Annotated in this window: 16 protein-coding genes and 1 pseudogene; 7 read left to right on the top strand and 10 right to left on the bottom strand. The window is 58.2% G+C overall.

Annotated features, from left to right (window positions below; translation table 11 throughout):
• Nucleotides 1–132 precede the first annotated feature (132 nt).
• Both G518_RS0116865 and G518_RS0116860 read right to left on the bottom strand, forming a co-directional pair.
• Nucleotides 133–1,392: a DUF445 domain-containing protein gene (locus G518_RS0116865; protein WP_028603563.1), complete on the bottom strand. Its 1,260-nt coding sequence runs from the start codon at nt 1,390–1,392 to the stop codon at nt 133–135.
• Nucleotides 1,389–2,231: a symmetrical bis(5'-nucleosyl)-tetraphosphatase gene (locus tag G518_RS0116860; RefSeq protein WP_028603562.1), complete on the bottom strand. Its 843-nt coding sequence runs from the start codon at nt 2,229–2,231 to the stop codon at nt 1,389–1,391. Before G518_RS0116860 ends, G518_RS0116865 begins: the two co-directional genes overlap by 4 nt.
• A gap of 36 nt (nt 2,232–2,267) precedes the next feature.
• On the opposite strand from G518_RS0116860, the gene G518_RS0116855 reads away from it, so the two are divergent.
• The 3 genes from G518_RS0116855 (at nt 2,268) to grxD (ending at nt 5,180) form a co-directional block, all read left to right on the top strand.
• Nucleotides 2,268–3,569 carry a hemolysin family protein gene (locus tag G518_RS0116855; protein ID WP_028603561.1) on the top strand — a complete coding sequence of 434 codons (1,302 nt, stop codon included), beginning with the start codon at nt 2,268–2,270 and terminating at the stop codon, nt 3,567–3,569.
• A gap of 557 nt (nt 3,570–4,126) precedes the next feature.
• A complete protein-coding gene (locus G518_RS0116850) occupies nt 4,127–4,423 on the top strand; it encodes an H-NS histone family protein (RefSeq protein ID WP_028603560.1) in 297 nt (98 codons plus the stop codon).
• A 430-nt stretch (nt 4,424–4,853) separates the two neighbouring features.
• A complete protein-coding gene (grxD, locus tag G518_RS0116845) occupies nt 4,854–5,180 on the top strand; it encodes a Grx4 family monothiol glutaredoxin (RefSeq protein ID WP_028603559.1) in 327 nt (108 codons plus the stop codon).
• Nucleotides 5,181–5,315: 135 nt separating this feature from the next.
• On the opposite strand, the gene G518_RS38565 is transcribed toward grxD, so the two are convergent.
• Nucleotides 5,316–6,365, bottom strand: a complete 1,050-nt coding sequence (locus tag G518_RS38565; RefSeq protein WP_051236881.1) for a YidB family protein — start codon at nt 6,363–6,365, stop codon at nt 5,316–5,318.
• Nucleotides 6,366–6,664: 299 nt separating this feature from the next.
• Between G518_RS38565 and paeA the strand changes: the two genes are divergently transcribed.
• On the top strand, nt 6,665–7,987 hold the full coding sequence (paeA, locus tag G518_RS0116835) for a polyamine export protein PaeA (RefSeq protein ID WP_028603558.1): 1,323 nt from the start codon (nt 6,665–6,667) through the stop codon (nt 7,985–7,987).
• On the opposite strand, the gene G518_RS0116830 is transcribed toward paeA, so the two are convergent.
• Together G518_RS0116830 and G518_RS0116825 are read right to left on the bottom strand one after the other, a co-directional pair.
• On the bottom strand, nt 7,963–8,628 hold the full coding sequence (locus G518_RS0116830) for a lytic transglycosylase domain-containing protein (protein WP_028603557.1): 666 nt from the start codon (nt 8,626–8,628) through the stop codon (nt 7,963–7,965). The two genes, paeA and G518_RS0116830, sit on opposite strands and share 25 nt — an antisense overlap.
• Before the next feature lie 131 nt (nt 8,629–8,759).
• Nucleotides 8,760–10,505: a proline--tRNA ligase gene (locus G518_RS0116825; RefSeq protein ID WP_028603556.1), complete on the bottom strand. Its 1,746-nt coding sequence runs from the start codon at nt 10,503–10,505 to the stop codon at nt 8,760–8,762.
• Nucleotides 10,506–10,609: 104 nt separating this feature from the next.
• Between G518_RS0116825 and G518_RS35550 the strand changes: the two are divergent.
• Nucleotides 10,610–11,135, top strand: a pseudogene (locus G518_RS35550) (RNA pyrophosphohydrolase); the annotation flags it as partial.
• Nucleotides 11,136–11,334: 199 nt separating this feature from the next.
• Nucleotides 11,335–11,871, top strand: coding sequence for a CNP1-like family protein (locus G518_RS0116815; protein WP_051236877.1), 537 nt, complete (start codon nt 11,335–11,337; stop codon nt 11,869–11,871).
• An 80-nt stretch (nt 11,872–11,951) separates the two neighbouring features.
• Here G518_RS0116815 and proB read toward each other — a convergent pair whose 3' ends face one another.
• The 4 genes from proB to rplU all read right to left on the bottom strand — a co-directional run bounded on the left by proB (nt 11,952) and on the right by rplU (nt 15,852).
• Nucleotides 11,952–13,115, bottom strand: a complete 1,164-nt coding sequence (proB, locus tag G518_RS0116810; protein ID WP_036595052.1) for a glutamate 5-kinase — start codon at nt 13,113–13,115, stop codon at nt 11,952–11,954.
• A 747-nt stretch (nt 13,116–13,862) separates the two neighbouring features.
• On the bottom strand, nt 13,863–14,918 hold the full coding sequence (cgtA, locus tag G518_RS0116805) for an Obg family GTPase CgtA (protein ID WP_028603553.1): 1,056 nt from the start codon (nt 14,916–14,918) through the stop codon (nt 13,863–13,865).
• A 337-nt stretch (nt 14,919–15,255) separates the two neighbouring features.
• Nucleotides 15,256–15,516 (bottom strand): 50S ribosomal protein L27, encoded by a 261-nt coding sequence (gene rpmA, locus G518_RS0116800; RefSeq protein ID WP_028603552.1) that lies wholly within the window; start codon nt 15,514–15,516, stop codon nt 15,256–15,258.
• A 6-nt stretch (nt 15,517–15,522) separates the two neighbouring features.
• Nucleotides 15,523–15,852 (bottom strand): 50S ribosomal protein L21, encoded by a 330-nt coding sequence (gene rplU, locus G518_RS0116795; RefSeq protein WP_028603551.1) that lies wholly within the window; start codon nt 15,850–15,852, stop codon nt 15,523–15,525.
• Between the two features lie 279 nt (nt 15,853–16,131).
• On the opposite strand from rplU, the gene G518_RS0116790 reads away from it, so the two are divergent.
• The gene (locus G518_RS0116790; protein WP_028603550.1) at nt 16,132–17,115 is read left to right on the top strand and encodes a polyprenyl synthetase family protein; all 984 of its coding nucleotides are present in this window, start codon (nt 16,132–16,134) and stop codon (nt 17,113–17,115) included.
• A 151-nt stretch (nt 17,116–17,266) separates the two neighbouring features.
• On the opposite strand, the gene G518_RS0116785 is transcribed toward G518_RS0116790, so the two are convergent.
• Nucleotides 17,267–18,016, bottom strand: a complete 750-nt coding sequence (locus G518_RS0116785; protein ID WP_028603549.1) for a hypothetical protein — start codon at nt 18,014–18,016, stop codon at nt 17,267–17,269.
• Nucleotides 18,017–18,133 lie beyond the last annotated feature (117 nt).

Raw genomic sequence — 18,133 nt, 5'->3', positions numbered from 1 at the left:
TCGGCCCTCGAATGGTTCGTCTTTTCCGTGCCGTGAAAAGATAAATTGAAGACCTTGAAAGACATGTCTTCAAGAAGTTACTCACATTCTTGACTGGCGCCCAATTTCATTTGCGCTCGCAGAAATCTCCCCTCACCCTGCCTTCCATAAATTCGTCAGGGCGTGGATCACCAGCCCGACCACCCCCCCCACCAACGTACCATTGATGCGGATAAACTGGAGATCGCGCCCAATATGATGCTCCAGCTCAGAAGTCATTTCCTTAGCGTCCCAGGCCTGCACGCGGGCAACGATGTAGCGACGGATATCCTCGCGGTAGCGCGCTATGAGTTGCGGCGCAGCCGTCTGCAGCTCGCCGTTGATCCAGCTGCGGATAGCTTCGTCGCCAGCAAGCCTTTCGCCGAGTGTCTGCGCAGCCTGAGTAATGCGTGCACGGATCGATGAATCAGCTCGCCCAATATCGGATACCAGCCAACCGAGCAATTGCGTCCACAACTGGTTCACGTAGGAGCCCACGGCCGGGTTGTCCAGCAACTCGGCCTTGAGCCGTTCGCCTCGTTCCAGCAAAGAGGGATCGTCCTTCAGGCGCTGCACAAAGCCGGTGACCATCTCATCGAAACGCAATCGCATACTGTGCTGAGGATCATCCGCCATGTCGATGATGGTCTTGGCGATGATCACCACCACTTTGCGAGTCGCCATGCGGGCGGCCATCTGATCGAGACCCACGTATTTAAGCGCTTTGATCTCGCGCGCTATGGCCTCGGTGATGCTCTCCTGAACGACATCCTCTCCCAGCAGCTTGGCCAATTGCAGCAGCACGCCATCCAGCAGTTCCTGATGGCGCCTATCCTGCGTCATGGCTTCAAACACCTGTCCCGAAACACGCGTGAGCTCGATCTGGCGCAGCCCTCCTTTGGCCAGTTCCGCCACGAACTGGCGAACGTGCTCATCATCCAGCGCGCCCACGGTCCAGCGAACCACCTCCACAAGCCGCTCACTCACGCGCTCCGCGTTGGCCGGCGCGGAAAGCCAGGTGGCCACACGCCCCGCGGCGTCGAACTCTCGCAAGCGCGCCAGTACCTGATCCGTCGCGAGAAAATGCTCGCAAAGAAAGTTAGCCAGGTTCTCGCCTATGCGGTCCTTGTTCTCCGGGATGATGGCAGTGTGGGGAATGGGGAGCCCCATGGGGTGCCGAAACAGCGCCACCACGGCAAACCAATCGGCGATCGCGCCCACCATCGCGGCCTCGGCAAAGGCCGCCACATAGCCCCAGGCCGAGTGGTGCGGCGTTTGCCAGGTGGCCAGCATGTACAGGGCCGCAGCGGCTACCAGCAAGCCCAGCGCCAAGCGCTTCATGCCGGCAGGAGACTGACCTACACCTGCACTCATACCCGTGCGCCCGGTACCCGCGCTTGCTCGCAGCGCACCTGAATCAGCTCGCGCTCCTGCGCTCCGCGTCCCAAGCGCACCGCGCTCAAGCAGCCGCCCCAAACGCAGCCCGTGTCCAGTGACAGGATGTCCGGCCGATTCACCCAACCCAGCGTGGACCAATGGCCAAAGGCGACCACGTCGTTCGCCGTTTTGCGGTTCGGGATGTCGAACCAGGGCAGATGGCCCGGAGGTGCGTCCTGCGCGCCTCCCGCTTTGGTTTCGAACTCCATGCGGCCATCCGGCGTGCAATAACGCAGCCGCGTGAGCGCGTTGACAATCACCCGCAGGCGATCAGCGCCTTGCAATTCGTCATGCCATTGATTGGGTTGATTGCCGTACATCTGGTGCATGAACGCCCCCCAATCATCCCCACGCAGCACGGCCTCAACCTCTCCCGCAAGCGCGAGCACCTGATCGGCGCTCCATTGCGGCAACACACCGGCATGCACCATCAACACACCATGCTCGCGCCATGCCAGAGGGCGTGATCGCAGCCAGTCCAGCAGCGCATCACGCTGGGGTGATTGCAGGATGTCGGCCACGGTGTCGCCCTTATGAAGCTTGCGCACGCCGTTGGCCACGGCCAGCAGATGCAGATCATGGTTACCTAGCAAGCAATGCGCGGCATCGCCCAATGCCATCAGGCGGTGCAGCACCCCAAGCGAGACCGGACCGCGGTTAACCAGATCGCCCAGCAACACGATTCGATCGCGGCTGGGAGAGAAAGCAATTTCATCCAATAAACGGCCAAGTGCGGCATCGCATCCCTGTACGTCACCAATCATGTAGAGTGCCATGGTGTCAATTTCCCACCGGGGAGGATCCCGGTTTATATGAATTTTCTGCTGATTGCCTTCCTCACGCTGCTTAACGGCGTGTTCGCCATGTCCGAACTGGCTCTTGCGTCGAGCCGCAAAGCCCGGCTAACGGCGATGGCAGAAAGTGGCGATGCGGGCGCGGCTGCAGCGCTCAAGCTTCTCGACAACCCCACTCAGTTCCTCTCAACCGTTCAGGTTGGTATCACCTCCATCGGCATGCTCAACGGGATCGTAGGTGAAGCGGCTTTCAGCGGCCCCGTGGCGGCGTGGGTAGAGACCATGGGCGTCAGCACCTCAGCTGCATCAGTGATCGCCACTGCCTTGGTCGTGACCATCATCACCTTCACGACCATCATATTCGGTGAATTGGTCCCTAAGCGCATAGGCCAGTTATATCCGGAAACGGTCGCGCGCTGGGTCTCACAACCCATGCGTTGGTTGGCCACGGGTGCCAAACCATTTGTGAAACTGTTGTCGCTCTGCACCCACCTCACTTTGAAACTCCTGCGAATCGACAACACGCAGGAACGCAGCATGACCACGGAGGAAATTTCAGCAAGCCTGGAAGAAGGCGTAGATGCGGGTCTGATCGAAGAACACGAACATCAAATGGTGAGAAACGTATTTCACCTTGATGACCGGCCACTGACCTCATTGATGGTGCCTAGAAGCGATATCGAATGGCTGGATGCGAGCCAAAGCGTCACTGAAGCACTGGATTATGTCGCTGGGCGCGGTGAGAAAGGGGCGCATTCGTGGTACCCCGTTTGCCACGATGGCCTTGACGATGTTGTGGGGCTTATCAGCGTCGCACGACTTTTGGAACTGAGTCGCCAAGAGAACGATTTGCTCCAAAATCACGCGGCACCGGCTGCATTTCTGCCAGAAACTCTGAGCGTCATGGAAATGCTGGAGCAACTGCGTTCCAATTCGGGACGTTTGGCCTTAGTGGTAGATGAATATGGCGTGGTTCAAGGAATGATGACGCCGAGGGATTTGCTCGAAGCCATTACGGGTGAATTGAAACCGAATGCTCACATGGATGCCTGGGCTATTCCCGGTGCAGACGGCTCATGGATTCTCGACGGATTGATGCCGGTCGGGGAATTGAAGGCGCGCCTGGACATCAAGGATTTGCCGCAGGAAGACAAAGGCCGTTACAACACACTCGCCGGGCTGCTGCTCTCAGTGGCCGGGCATTTGCCTACTGTTGGTGAAAAGATCGAATGTGCCGGCTGGATATTCGAGGTGACCGAACTTGAAGGCCGGCGTATCGAGAAAATCCTCGCGACACCCAGTCATTTGATTAAGAACTGAAAACAATATGTTTAAAAATGTGTTTTGCGAATAGATTTCGCAAAACAATTTGAGGACAAAGCACGCGATACCTTGGCGAAACCGCTCCTTCGCTGAATCGTCCTGGGACGGCTCTTGAACGTGCCCGAGCCGGCTGGCATCTAGCGAGCTGGCAAGGCGAACGGACGTGCCAGGCTATCCGTCTGGCAAACAGGAGCCCTGCAGGCTCAGTGGCGCCTGTATGCTTCTGGGAAGCGTCAACACGCTCAGCTACACCCTGGCCTTTGGCTCCGTCTAGCCCTTGCATGGCAGAGCAATGCCACCAACACTTTTGAAGGCGGTTTGATCGGGAGCGTAGCGCTCCGGCCAGACAAGTGAAATTGGGGCGAAGCGCGCAAAGCCTGTATTCGCGCCTATTTTTTCAAACTCTCAAGCAATGAACTGCCGTTTCCAGGAACATTGCAGGGCTTGCACGTTTTCTTCAACGACATGGGTTTACCGATTACTTTCACAAAGCGCACTTACCTCTCGCTAAAGTGATATATTAATGGGACCCTAATATCACACACCTTCGAATCATGGCAACTTACAAAGAACTTCTGAAACAACAGGAAGAACTGGCATCACGTATCGAAGAAGCTCGCAAGGCCGAGATTTCTGACGCTGTTCAACGCGTCCGCACACTGGTTGGTGAATATAACCTCACCGCCAATGACATTTTCCCCTCTGGTCGCCGCGCCAGCAAAGCTTCCGGCCCTACTGGCAAAGTAGCCCCTAAATACCGCGACCCAGCTACCGGCCAAACATGGACTGGCCGTGGCAAGGCTCCAAAATGGATTGACGGTCAGGACCGCGCGAAATTCGTGATTGCCTGAGCGATTTACGTCACTCAACAAAAAAAGGTGCCTTGAGCACCTTTTTTCATTTCAAGCTTGTTTTTAGCGCACTCAAATAGACCCAGGGCCGCTCTGCACAAACCGATCGGGAAGCGTTGGCGGTGAATCGGGTCTGGCGGCCAGCTATGGGATGCAAGGCGATTTTCTTGCCAATAGCTCCGCTATTGGCAAGAAAATCGACCCCGCAGACCGCCCGAGGCCGACGATCCGGCGCCACGAGGGGTTCTGCAGAGGCGCCCCAAGGCGCGTAGGACGCCGCTCAAGCACCACGGGGAACCAGAAAAGGGCGCTGTACGCACACCGTTTTCCACAACGCGGCTATCGGTTCACCCCAAGAAAAATCGGGCAACGACATCTTTGCGCAGCTTCTACGATAATTAGGCCATTGCATCCAACTAGGAATTTCGCCATGAGCGACGATACACAGCAACGCATCGATCAATTGGTCAAAAGTAACCAGGTCGTCTTGTTCATGAAGGGCAACGCGAGTTTTCCCATGTGCGGCTTTTCTGGTCGCGCCATCCAGATCTTGAAAGCCTGCGGAGTCACCCCCCAGGGTCTGACCACGTTCAACGTGCTTGAAGACGATGCCGTTCGTCAAGGCATCAAGGACTACAGCCACTGGCCCACGATTCCCCAGCTGTATGTCAACGGCGAATTTGTCGGCGGCTCAGATATCATGATGGAAATGTACGAATCTGGCGAATTGCAGCAGTTGGTGGGTGCGAGCGACTAAGCGCGTGCTGATCTAAAAGCCCTGCCCGCTCTTGGCAAGGTCCGCTGTACTCTGCGGGCGTGCTTTTAGTTTGAGACTGGCTAGCCATAAAAAACGGACGCGAATGCGTCCGTTTTTTTATGGGTTGCGCGATTCTTACTTGCGCACCACAACTTCGACGCGGCGGGAAGCAGAGTTCGTTGCACCGGTTCCCGTAGGTTCGGCGGGCTTTTCAAGCACGGTGCGATCTTGCGGCACCCCGGCAGCCACGAGCGCGGCCTGCACAGCCTCCGCACGCTGCTTGGAAAGCTCGGCATTTTTCGCTGCGTCTCCGGTAGGGTCATTGAATCCTGAAATGACCGCCTTGGCGTCAGCGTGCTCTTTCAAGTAATTGACCAGCTCAGTGGCTTTGGCACCGAGTTCATTCGAAACCTCTGTTTTACCGGATTCGAAGTACACCTTAAGCGCCGGGGCTTCGCTGGAGAGCCAAGCCAATATCCCAGAGCCTGCGGGCTCTGCGCTCGCTTGAACATCCCCGCCAGGTACGCTTGCACCAGTGGATGGAGCCGAGGCAGGCGCCATGGCCGGACCGGGGCCAAAACTACCGACCGGGCCAGATGCACCGGAGCTAGGTGCGGATGCCGGAGCCACTGCTGGCACAGGCTCAGCCGTGCGGCTCTTCGAGCAGTAGTTCAAGCCGAACAATGCGGCAATCGCCACAATGATCCATGGCAACCACTTCATCGCCCCGCCGCCACCTGCGGCAGCCGACGAAGAGGCCACGACCGGAACTGCCAGGAGCGTTTGCCCGGCAGCAGCCAAACTGGCGATCTCAGGTGGCAAACTGGAAGGGATGCTTCCGCCGGGCGTCAACTTGCCGACCACGGCGGGCAGCAAATAACCTACCGCTGAAGCGACGTTCTCGCGATCGACGCCAAGCTTGGAAGTCAGCAGCGACAGCAGCCCGCCACTGGCACCAACCACCGTTTCGAGTTGGCTATTGCTGACCGGCTGTGCCGCGGGACCGCCGCCGAGCCACGATTGCACGATAGGCCCTAGACCGGCTGCCTTGAATTTTTCCAGGAATCCGACCAAGCCGCCCGTTTCCTTGGCAGTCATATAGGCCAGCAGCATTTGCAGCAGTGGCAGTGCCTTGTCTCCCACGCCAAAGCGCGTGGCAGCTTCACGAATTAAGATTTCAAACATAATAGACCTTTAGTTGCAGGTACCGAGTTGCGCGGGTGCTCCCACGATTTCGCACTTCAGTGATGGTTCACAGCGGGCAGAGGTGTCCCCGGAAACATCTTCGTAAGGTCGCTACCTTAATTCATTATAGGGAGCGAAATGAACTCAGCATGTCATCCGGGTCCTACAAGAGCGCATGCGTTTTCCTGGGTAATTTCCCAATGAAAATTTGCAAAATTGATCACTAGTCCAGTGAAACAGAGCATGCTGAGTTGTCTCCGGTGCGAACTCCTTGAGACATTCTTTTTTCCTGGGCACGCATGAGCTTTACACAACAACTTCTGGTCATTGCCCTGCTGATTGGCGCCAGCGCGTTTTTCTCTGTAGCTGAAATTTCCCTGGCCGCATCGCGGCGGTTGCGCCTGCGCCAATTTGCGGATGAAGGCGATGCACGGGCGCTGCGCGTGTTGCGCGTTCAAGAGCAACCCGGCTACTACTTCACTGCCGTTCAGATTGGCGTGAACGCCATTTCCATTCTCGGCGGCATCGTAGGCGAAGGGCTGCTCAGCCCCCATTTGAGTCGGTGGTTGAGTCTGTGGCTGTCCGAAGGCTCGGCAGGTACGTTGGCCTTCGTGGGCTCAGTGATCGCGGTCACCTCGGTGTTCGTGGTGTTCGCGGATCTTGTACCCAAGCGTCTCGGCATGGCCGAGCCGGAACGGGTAGCGATGTGGGTAGTGGGGCCCATGGAGCAATTCCTGCGCGCCTTCAAGCCCGTGGTGTGGCTCTACACCAGGGCCTCAGACCTCACCATGAAATTGTTCAGCCTGCCCACTCAGCGTGATGAGCGCATCACGCCGGAAGACATTCTCGCGCTGGCCGAGGCAGGTGCACAGGCGGGCGTGCTGGCGCGCCGCGAACAGCAAGTGATCGAAAACGTGTTCGAGCTGGACACACGTGTGGTCTCCAGCGCCATGACACCACGCGATCGCATTGCCTGGCTTGGCAAGGACGACCCCGACGCCGTGGTTCGCGCACGTATTGCCGCCGAGCCCTTTTCCACCTATCCGGTATGCGACGGCCAACTGGACCGCTTGCTCGGCTATGTGGATGCGAAGGATCTCTTCCAATGCGTACTCAATGGCCGGCCGATTCACCTCACCGATCCAAGCCTCTTGCACAAAGTAGTGGTCGTACCCGATCGCCTGACGCTCTCCGAAGTGCTGCTGCAGTTTCGCCACCAGCACGAGGATTTTGCGGTCATCGTCAACGAATACGGCACCGTGGTAGGCGTGGTGACGCTCAACGACGTCATGAGCACCGTGATGGGAGAGCTCGTCACCCCGGAAGATGAAGAGCTGATTGTGCGCAGGGACGACGGCTCGTGGCTGATAGACGGTCACACCCCCATGCAGGACGTACAGCGTGCGCTCTATCTTTCGGATCTACCCGACCCTGAAGAGTACGACACCCTGGGCGGCTTCCTGATGGTCATGCTGAGGCGCGTGCCCCGCCGCACGGACAGCGTAAATTGGGGTGGCTACCGCTTCGAGGTCTTGGACGTGGATAACTACCGGATCGATCAGGTGCTCGTCACCGCCCCTGGCGATGCCGCGGCGACTCAAGCCCCGGTTGGGGATGCTTGATCGCTCCAGAGCCAGCGGCTCTGCGCTCCTGTGACCGCGTTGGGATACTGCGGTTTTCCGCGAGAGCCGTTGTAGCGTCCCAGGGCCATGAAGGTATCTCCCCGCTCACGATCCAGGTAATGCCGCAAGATGATGCAGCCAAAGCGAAGATTGGTCTGCATATGGAACAGCTTGCCGGGGTCGCCATCGCCGATCACTCTGGTCCAGAAAGGCATCACTTGCATATATCCGCGAGCGCCTACGCTGGAGACTGCAAACTTGCGAAACGCGCTTTCCACCTGTATCAAGCCCAGCACCAGGGAAATGTCTAGTCCCGCACGCCGGGCCTCATACCAAACCGTCTGCAGAAACTCGATCCGGCTGGAAAACTCTTTCTTGCGTCCGTAGAGCCGGTCGCTCATGCTTGAAAGCCATCGGAGATAGGAAAGGCGCGCGGCAGTGGAGCTGAAGGTTGGCACGGGCGGCGCCCTGTTGGCAACGGCAGAACTCAGTGCAGTGCGCACCGAGTCCATCAACGGCTCTTCCAACTGCCCGCCCGCCCAAGCCGGCTCTGGGATCAATAACGGCCCGGCCATCACGGGCGCCGATAAGAGGAGTTTTCTCCTTGAAATTCCGCTCGCAATCAGCGGCCCGCCACCCACGCGTATTTGGCACGTACCTTCGGCTTCGCCTGCGGTGCGAGCTTGCTTGGGGCGGCCCGGCGCTGCGCTGATGGACACACCTCCAGCTTCGCCTACGGTGAGAGCTTGCTTGGGGCGGCCCGGCGCTGCGCTCATGCCCCCAGCTTGCCTTTCACGAAAGCAGCGATCTCACCGGCAGCCACTTTGGTGGGCGCGGCATCGCGACGGTGCTGGTACTCGACCTGACCTTCTTTCAGCCCGCGATCACCGATGGTCACGCGGTGTGGCACACCGATGAGTTCCCAATCGGCAAACATGGCCCCAGGACGTTCGCCGCGATCATCAATGATGACATCGACACCGGCAGCCAACAGCTCCTGATAGAGGCTTTCAGCACTGGTTTTCACCGCTTCGCTGCGGTCCATGCCCACAGGGCAGATCACCAGGGTGAATGGGGCAATGGCGTCAGGCCAGATGATGCCGCGCTCGTCGTGGTTCTGCTCAATAGCCGCCGCTGGCAGGCGGGTGATGCCAATGCCATAGCAGCCCATTTGGAAATGCTTGGGCTTGCCGTCTTCGTCGAGGAAGGTAGCGTTCATGGGCTGGCTGTATTTGGTGCCCAGGAAAAAGATATGACCCACCTCGATGCCGCGCTGAATAGCCAGCTCGCCCTGCCCGTCTGGCGAGGGATCGCCAGCCACCACATTGCGGATGTCAGCCACCAGATCAGGCTCGGGCAAATCACGGCCCCAATTGACACCTGTCAGGTGAAAATCTTCTTCATTGGCGCCGCAGACCCAGTCCGCCATCACGGCCACCTCACGGTCAGCAATGACCTTGACGGGCTTTTTCAGCTGGAGCGGGCCGAGATAGCCAGGTTTGGTGCCGAAATGCTCGATGATTTCAGGGACCGTGGCAAAACGGAAATCCTGATCCAGCCCTGGCAGCTTGCCAACCTTGATCTCGTTCATGTCATGGTCACCGCGCAGCAGCAGTAGCCAGACCTGAGTCTTTACGATCTCACCCTGATCATTAAGCGCATCCGTGGCCAGCACAAGCGATTTGACCGTGGCACTCAAAGAGATGTTCAGCAACTCAGCCACATCCGCGCAGGTACTCTTTGCGGGCGTGGGAGTTTTCGTCAAGGCTTGCGTGGCGGCCGGGCGCGATGCAGCTGGCGCAGCGCTTTCGGCCTTTTCCATATTGGCGGCGTATTCACTGCCGGTGCTGTAGACGATGGCGTCTTCACCGGTGGAGGCGATCACCTGGAACTCTTCACTCATATCGCCGCCGATGGCGCCGGAATCTGCCGCTACCGCGCGATAGCTCAGCCCAAAACGATCAAAGATGGCCCGGTAAGCCCGTGCCATGATCTGATAGCTGGCCTTGGCGCTGGTTTCATCACGGTCGAAGCTGTAGGCATCTTTCATGGTGAACTCACGTCCACGCATCAAGCCGAAGCGCGGACGGCGTTCATCTCGAAACTTGGTCTGGATCTGATAGATGTTCTTGGGCAACTGCTTGTAGCTGCGGAAATCCTGGCGCGCGATGTCTGTCACGGCCTCTTCGCTAGTAGGCTGGATGACGAAATCACGCTCGTGCCTATCCTTGATGCGAAGCAATTCGGCACCCATGGATTGGAACCGGCCAGTTTCCCGCCACAATTCAGCCGGTTGCACCACCGGCATGGCGCACTCCACGGCGCCTGCACGGTTCATTTCCTCTCGCACAATGGCTTCAACCTTGCGTATGACGCGCAAGCCCATCGGCATATAGGTATACACACCTGCTGACAGGCGTTTGATCATTCCGGCGCGGGTCATCAGCTGGTGGCTGACAACCTCGGCGTCCGCCGGAGCTTCCTTGAGTGTGGAAATGAGGAACTGGGATGCTTTCATCAGAGCAAAAAAATGTCTGCGCAAGCCATGGGGTTAGTGCCACCCCTCCATGCCCGTTTAAGCGTGCATAATGACTGCAATTATTGAAATATTGAGGTCCGATTATGCTCGACCGGGAAGGCTTTCGCCCGAATGTCGGCATCATCTTACTCAACCAGCGAAATCAGGTATTTTGGGGCAAGCGCATTCGCACCCATTCCTGGCAGTTTCCGCAAGGAGGCATTGATCGAGGCGAATCGCCCGAACAAGCCATGTTCCGCGAACTGCATGAGGAAGTCGGGCTACAGCCTGAGCATGTGCGTATCGTGGCCCGAACCCGCGACTGGTTGCGTTATGAGGTGCCAGACCGGTTCATCCGTCGCGATGCGCGCGGGCACTACAAAGGCCAGAAGCAGATATGGTATCTGCTTCAGCTGACGGGTTACGACTGGCAGCTCAACCTGCGAGCCACCAGCCACCCGGAATTCGACGCCTGGCGTTGGAATGACTACTGGGTGCCGCTTGATGTCGTGGTGGAGTTCAAGCGCGGCGTCTATGAAATGGCGCTGACCGAATTGGCGCGCTACCTCCCGCGCAATGAATACCGCAACCGCTATTTGCGGGGCGGTATGCGTCCGCGCGAGCATGACAATTTAGAGCCTATTCAGACCCAGGCATCTGTGCATGATGGTCATGAGCAGCACCCTGCTTTCGAGCACCGTAACCGGATGTCCGGTTTCGCGCTCCCCCCTGACGCCACGTTGGAGAGCCTGCCAGACGGCGGTGAGGCCAAGCAACAAGGCAGTGCATGAATAAAAGGCAGCGCATGAAATATGCCTGCCGATCTCCAATGAAGAAACCGCGCTATTCCCTCCTCCCTTCGCTCGCGGCCGCTGGGGCTATGGCGGCAACGCTGTGCCTGCCGTTGCCCTCCGCAGCTCAATCTGCTGATATGGATCGTGTCGACTGGAAGGAAGATTCAGTTCCTCCACCGCTGCCCTACAGTCTCAAAGGCCTGATCGAAGTGGAAATGCCCAGAGCATCTTCAGTCAAGATCGGCATTGATCCGAGCACCATCGTGATCAACCACACGACCGGTATCGTTCGCTATGTGGTGGTCGCCCGCGGCCCTAGCGCCGTGAACGCCATGTATGAGGGCATCCGTTGCTCCACTGGCGAGTACCGTGTGTATGCCCGCCAAACGCAAGGCGGTGAATGGTCCCCAAACAGCTCCAGCGAATGGAACAGCATGCTGGGCCAAACGACCTACCGACACCCGTTCCGATTGGCACGCAACGGCATATGCATTGGCACGGGTACCGCTCAGACCAATGAGGATATGGTGCGTGCACTCAAATCGCCCAAGGGCACGCTGTACGAAGATTAAACGGCCAAGAACCTGGGTCATGGCCCCAGGAGCTTACAAAGGTCAGCGCGGATTGAGCTTAGAGGCTCAGCGCTTTGTTTTCAGCGGCTAAGAACCAAGTTGTCGCGGTGAACCATCTCTGGCTCGGCCGTATACCCCAGTAGCGCCTCAATCTGGCTGGAAGACTTGCGGCATAGAAGGCGCGCTTCCGCACTTGAGTAATTGGCCAGACCACGCGCGATCTCCACTCCGGTGGTATCTCGGATGGCCACCACGTCACCGCGCGAGAACACGCCTTCGACTGCAGTCATGCCTACAGGCAGCAAACTCTTACCTTCGGCGCGGAGTTTGACGGCCGCGCCATCATCCACGGCAAGGGCACCACGCAGTTGCAGGTGGTCAGCCATCCACTGTTTGCGCGCCTGCGTTTTCTGCGTGGGCGCCACGAGCAGCGTACCAATGCGCTCGCCGCGTGCCAGCCGCAAAAGCGCATCCGGCTCGCGGCCCCAGGCGATCACCGTAGAAGCCCCGGAGCCTGCGGCGCGCCGCGCCGCCACAATCTTGGTCAGCATGCCGCCCTTGCCAATGGAAGAACCTGCGCCGCCAGCCATCAACTCCAGAGCCGGGTCTCCCGCGCGGGCCTCGTGCACAAACTCCGCAGTGGGATTTTGGCGTGGATCGGCAGTAAAAAGGCCTTTCTGGTCAGTCAGAATCACCAACAGATCCGCTTCGACGAGGTTGGCCACCAGCGCACCCAAAGTGTCGTTATCGCCAAACTTGATCTCGTCGTTGACGACCGTATCGTTCTCATTGATCACCGGCAGCACCTGGTGCTGCAGGAGCGTCAGCAAGGTGGAGCGCGCATTCAGGTAGCGTTCGCGGTCAGCCAGATCGGCGTGCGTGAGCAGCACCTGCGCACTGCGCAGGCCTTGCTCGCGGAGCTTGGTCTCGTACATCTGCGCCAAACCCATTTGCCCCACAGCTGCGGCAGCCTGAAGTTCATTGATCTCCCGGGGGCGCTTAGCCCAGCCCAGGCGTTTCATGCCTTCTGCGATGGCCCCGCTGGACACCATGATGACTTCGCGCCGAGCGCCACCCAGACCGGCCTCCGGCTCGCCGCGTGCGAGTTGCGCCATTTGCCGGCTCCACTCGCCGATGGCCTGCTCGTCCAGGCCACGGCCGTCATTGGTCACTAGGCTGGAGCCAACTTTTACGACGATGCGGCGGGCGTTGCGCAGCAATTCGGATGTATCTTGTTGAGTCATTCAGTTGTCCATGGGGCTACGGGGCCTGAGCTTGAGGGTGTTAACCCCCTCTCCCTCTGGGAGGGTTGGGGCGAGGGTATTGACTCCCTCTCCCTCTGGGAGAGGGCGGGGGCGGCGGCCGGCTGCGGCGTGAGAGCAAGCGGCGGTTGATTGAGCGCTGCAGTTGCTAATGGCCTTCTGCGCTTCTCTTTAGGTCGGAGGCCGGGAATTGCGCCCGGCAGCGCACCTACTTTTCTTTGCTTCGCCAAAGAAACGTAGGCAAAAGAAAGGCGACCCCACTTGCCGTGTCCCTGCGCTACGCTCCGGGCAACCTGCGGTGCTCGGTCAAGGCGCGGTGCGGCAGAACTCTCTTCGTTCACTTCGCTCTCTACGTTCAAACAGCTGCCGCAAGCTAGTTCACGAAGCAAGAGCATCTTGCAGTGCTCTTGCCCGCCCCTTACCCTGCGCTCCTCGGCACGGCCAGAGGGGTGGGGAGACTCACTCGGGCCATTGCTGCGCTCGGCCTTTGAGTAATTAGTCTTTCCCCTAGCGGGGAAAGATAAATTCAAATCTTGGAAAGCGCTGGCTCTGGATCTCGGAGCTGACTCAAAAAAACTCCACCCATCGCCCCCCATTCCGGAGGCTGCGGAGCAAGCCACACCAGTGCGACCGCGGAGCGGGCTCCGCCCGGCCGCTAGTAGCGTCCCCCGCAGGGGGAAGGCGCGTAAGCGACTCAGGGGGGATCTCATTGATTCAGGGGGTGTCTCATCACGTGAATCGTGGGTCTGGAGCCTCTTCAGGCTGCGTGGCCAAATGCTCTACGCGCAGATACTTGTAAACGGCCTGTACCAGTGGCTCGCAACCCTCGCGGGTCAGCGCGGAAATCTCGAAAACCGGGCCCTTCCAGCGCATACGCTTGACGAAGTCCTTCACTCGAGCCTCACGTTCATCCGTCGGCACCATATCCAGCTTGTTGAGCACCAGCCAACGCGGCTTGGCATGGAGCGCTTTGTCGTATTTTTTAAGCTCCGCAATGATCGCTTTGGCCTGCGCAACGGGGTCGACCCCCTCATCGAAGGGCGCGAGATCGACCAGATGCAGCAAAACACGGGTGCGTTGCAAGTGGCGCAGGAACAGATGCCCCAAGCCTGCGCCCTCTGAGGCGCCTTCGATCAAGCCTGGAAGGTCGGCCACTACGAAGCTTTGCTCGGGGCCCACGCGCACCACGCCCAGATTGGGGTGCAAAGTGGTGAAGGGGTAGTCAGCAATCCTTGGCCGTGCATTGCTGACGGCGGAAATGAAGGTGGATTTGCCAGCGTTGGGCATACCCAGCAAGCCCACGTCAGCGAGCACTTTCAGCTCAAGCTTGAGGCTTTTCTTATCGCCCGGCCAGCCTGGGGTTTTCTGGCGTGGCGCACGGTTGATAGCGCTTTTGAAGCGCATATTGCCAAAACCACCGTCGCCACCCTTGGCGATCATGATCTTCTCACCGTCCGTGAGGAGCTCATACAGGACTTCGCCAGTTTCCGAATCTGTAATCAAGGTGCCTACCGGCACCTTGAGCACGATGTCGTCGCCAGCGGCGCCAAACATATCCGAGCCCATGCCGTGCTGCCCGCGCTTGGCTTCGTGCCGGCGCGCATAGCGAAAGTCGACCAGGGTGTTCAGCGCCGAATCAGCCAGGGCGTAGACATGGCCGCCACGTCCGCCGTCACCGCCATTAGGGCCACCGAATTCCTTGTACTTCTCATGCCTGAACGAAACGCAGCCGTTGCCGCCGTCTCCGGCAGCGATTTCAATAAATGCTTCGTCTACGAACTTCATGATGTTCTCCTAGCCTCAGGCTGAGATTTTCGCCTTGGTCTACCTCTCTCAAGAAGAGGAAGCCTTGAGAACCTGCTCAAAGTCTCCTCGCGGCCCCATTGCACCCGAAAACCCGCGTCTGCAGCGTTAAAAATACTCGCGATACCACAAGGTATCCCTGCGTTTTTCGCCTTGCATCCACAGCTTTTCGAACACAATGGTCCTCGCGCAGAGACTTTAAGCAGGCTCTTAGAGCGTGTTCAAAGTCTCCGCACTACACATTGCGCAGAGACTTTGAACACGCTCTAAAACACAAAAGCCCCGCTTGGCGGGGCTCCGGCGCATAGAGCGTCAGTGATCAGGCAGCTGGAGTTACAAACACCGTCTGCCGATTCAATGCACCCTTGATGGCGAATGACACGTGGCCATCAACCAATGCGAAGAGCGTGTGGTCTTTGCCCACGCCGACATTGGTGCCAGCATGGAAGCGCGTACCACGCTGGCGAACAATAATGGAGCCAGCGCTGATGCTCTGGCCACCAAATATCTTCACACCCAGCATCTTGGGCTTGGAATCACGCCCGTTTCGCGTTGAGCCGCCGCCTTTTTTCTGTGCCATGGTTCTTTACTCCTTGGACTTGCCGACGCCATTGATAGCGCCGATCTCGATTTCGGTGAAGCACTGGCGATGGCCTTGGCGCTTCTGATAATGCTTACGACGACGCATTTTGAAAATGCGCACTTTGTCGTGCTTGCCTTGAGCGACGACAGTAGCCGTCACTGTGGCGCCGGACACCAGGGGTGCCCCGATCTGCAACTCACTGCCGCTTCCGACAGCCAGCACCTGATCAAGGGTGATTTCCTGGCCAACGTCCGCAGCAATCTGTTCTATTTTAATTTTTTCGCCAGCGACAACGCGATACTGCTTGCCGCCGGTTTTTATGACCGCGTACATATGAACCTCTTCATAAACTTGAAAAGCCTCTACCAGACCCATTTCCGGCAGAACCGCGTATTCTAGCAGCACTTAGGGTTTTCGCCAAATAGAGGCGCTTCGCCCCTACAAATTGCGCCTAAGAGCGTGTTCATAGACCTTCGATGACATCGGTCAACACCCGGTGTGACTTCTTCACGTAAAAACCCGGCACCGCAACGTGACGAGGTCATTTGCGATAATGCCGATCGCCACGCAGCTCGTGCACGGCGCCTTCTCACTTCCCAGTAGTCTCAGCCCTTGTCAGCCACCTCCACGACCACCAGCCAGGCCTTGAATCTCGTTGCTGCGGACATGCGCGAGGTCGATGCCACCATTGCCCGCCGACTCGATTCAGGCGTACCGCTGGTTGGGGAAGTCGCACGCTACATCATCTCCGCAGGTGGCAAGCGGCTGCGGCCCGTGCTGTTGCTACTGATGTGCGGCGCGCTGGGTTGCCGCAGCGAACAGCGCTTTAATCTGGCTGCGGTGGTCGAATTCATCCATACCGCTACCCTGCTTCACGACGACGTAGTGGACGAATCCACACTCCGGCGAGGCCGCAGCACCGCCAACGAGGTGTTCGGCAACCCCGCCAGCGTGCTAGTGGGTGACTTTCTCTATTCGCGTGCTTTCCAGATGATGGTGGACGCAGGCAGCATGCGGGTAATGCAAATCCTGGCAGATGCCACCAACATCATCTCGGAAGGCGAAGTGCTGCAACTCATGAACATGCATGATGCCGCGCTTGATGAGGAAGACTACCTTCGCGTGATTCGCTCCAAAACAGCGAAGCTCTTCGAGGCCAGTGCCCGGTTGGGCGCAGTGCTTGCCGGCGCCGATGCCAATATCGAAGCCGCCTGCGCTGAATACGGCCAATCGCTCGGTACGGCTTTTCAGGTGATCGACGACGTGCTCGACTACGACGGTGACGCGGCGGAGATGGGCAAAAACCTGGGCGACGATCTTCGTGAAGGCAAAGCTACGCTGCCCATGATCCTCGCCATGCGCCTGGGTACAAAAGAGCAGGCAAGCCTGCTGCAGCAAGCTATCGAAACGGGCAGCACTGAAAATCTCGCCGCAATTGCCGACATCGTGCGCCAGACCGGCGCTCTTGAACGCACCCGCGCCGCTGCAGCAGAGCAGGCGCAAAGAGCCATCGACGCAGCCCGCATGCTGCCGCCCAATGAATACACCGACAGCCTGCTGGAATTGGCCTCTCAGCTTTTGCTACGGCGCTCGTAACACTGCACTGCCGAGCTTTTCCGGGTGGGCTTCGCCTGGCTGAGCGCGAGGTTCGGCTCGAAGAAGCTGGGGGCTCGAATTCAGACTAAGCGTTCTGCTTAGCTTTGGCGCACGTCTAAAGGTTTAGTGAATACCCGATGCTTGCACCCGATCAGCGCGAAGAGTCCGTGAAAGTAAGGCCTTCAAGGTACCTGTCCATTTCAGCGCGAGCAAAGGTGTTTTGCTCTGTGAGCGTCATGGCGTCTGGAACGCTCACGATATAAGACAACTCGATTAATAGGCCATTCCGAACAAAGAATCTTCCGATACCGACCGTTTTCACACCCTTTTCAGGGGGAGAAAACCTGAACTCTGAGGTCGGAAAGCACGGACTACTTATCCGATTGGATGCTATGTATTCAATACCTTGTCCTAATCTGAGGTCAGCGATATGCCGGCGCTCGATAGGAACGGGGGAGGATTTTGCGAGGTTGCGCTGCATCCCGTCCACCACGTCCAACACTGCTTTTGCGCTTGGAATGTTAGGTGGCAATTGAGTTACGACCAGCGCGCCTATTGGTGGCGCGAGGTCATGGTCCGAAATCAGTACGTAGTTGTCGGTAAGGCCGCGTGACTTATCGTCGAAAGCAAGCTTGAGTGCAAATTCATCGACCTTTGGAATGTGGGGAATTTGGTAGCGCACACCAAGTTTATGCAGCTCAACCGCCCCATCGGCCTTGATCCTCTCTGCGTCTGGTGATCGAGTCATGGTTTCGGAAGCTGGCCCCCTACAGCTTTGACTGATGAGCCAAACGGCGTAAATGGGCTGGGGCGCCGCTCTACCGCCCTGGCCATTTGCGCTGGCGATCCCGCAAGAGCACGCAAGAAGAAATGCAAGAAAAGAAAATAGCAGGCGATTCAACGGAAAGTTCTCCAGGTTATTCAACAATGAGGCGGGATTCGAGCGATTGCGACCTCTTAGGCAATCCGCGAGACGGCAGAACGGCGCAATCTCTCTGAGACCCCGACCGTAAGTAAC

This window comes from Ottowia thiooxydans DSM 14619, assembly GCF_000422885.1.
GTDB lineage: Bacteria > Pseudomonadota > Gammaproteobacteria > Burkholderiales > Burkholderiaceae_C > Ottowia > Ottowia thiooxydans.
This window is presented reverse-complemented; position numbering and strand designations above follow the sequence as displayed.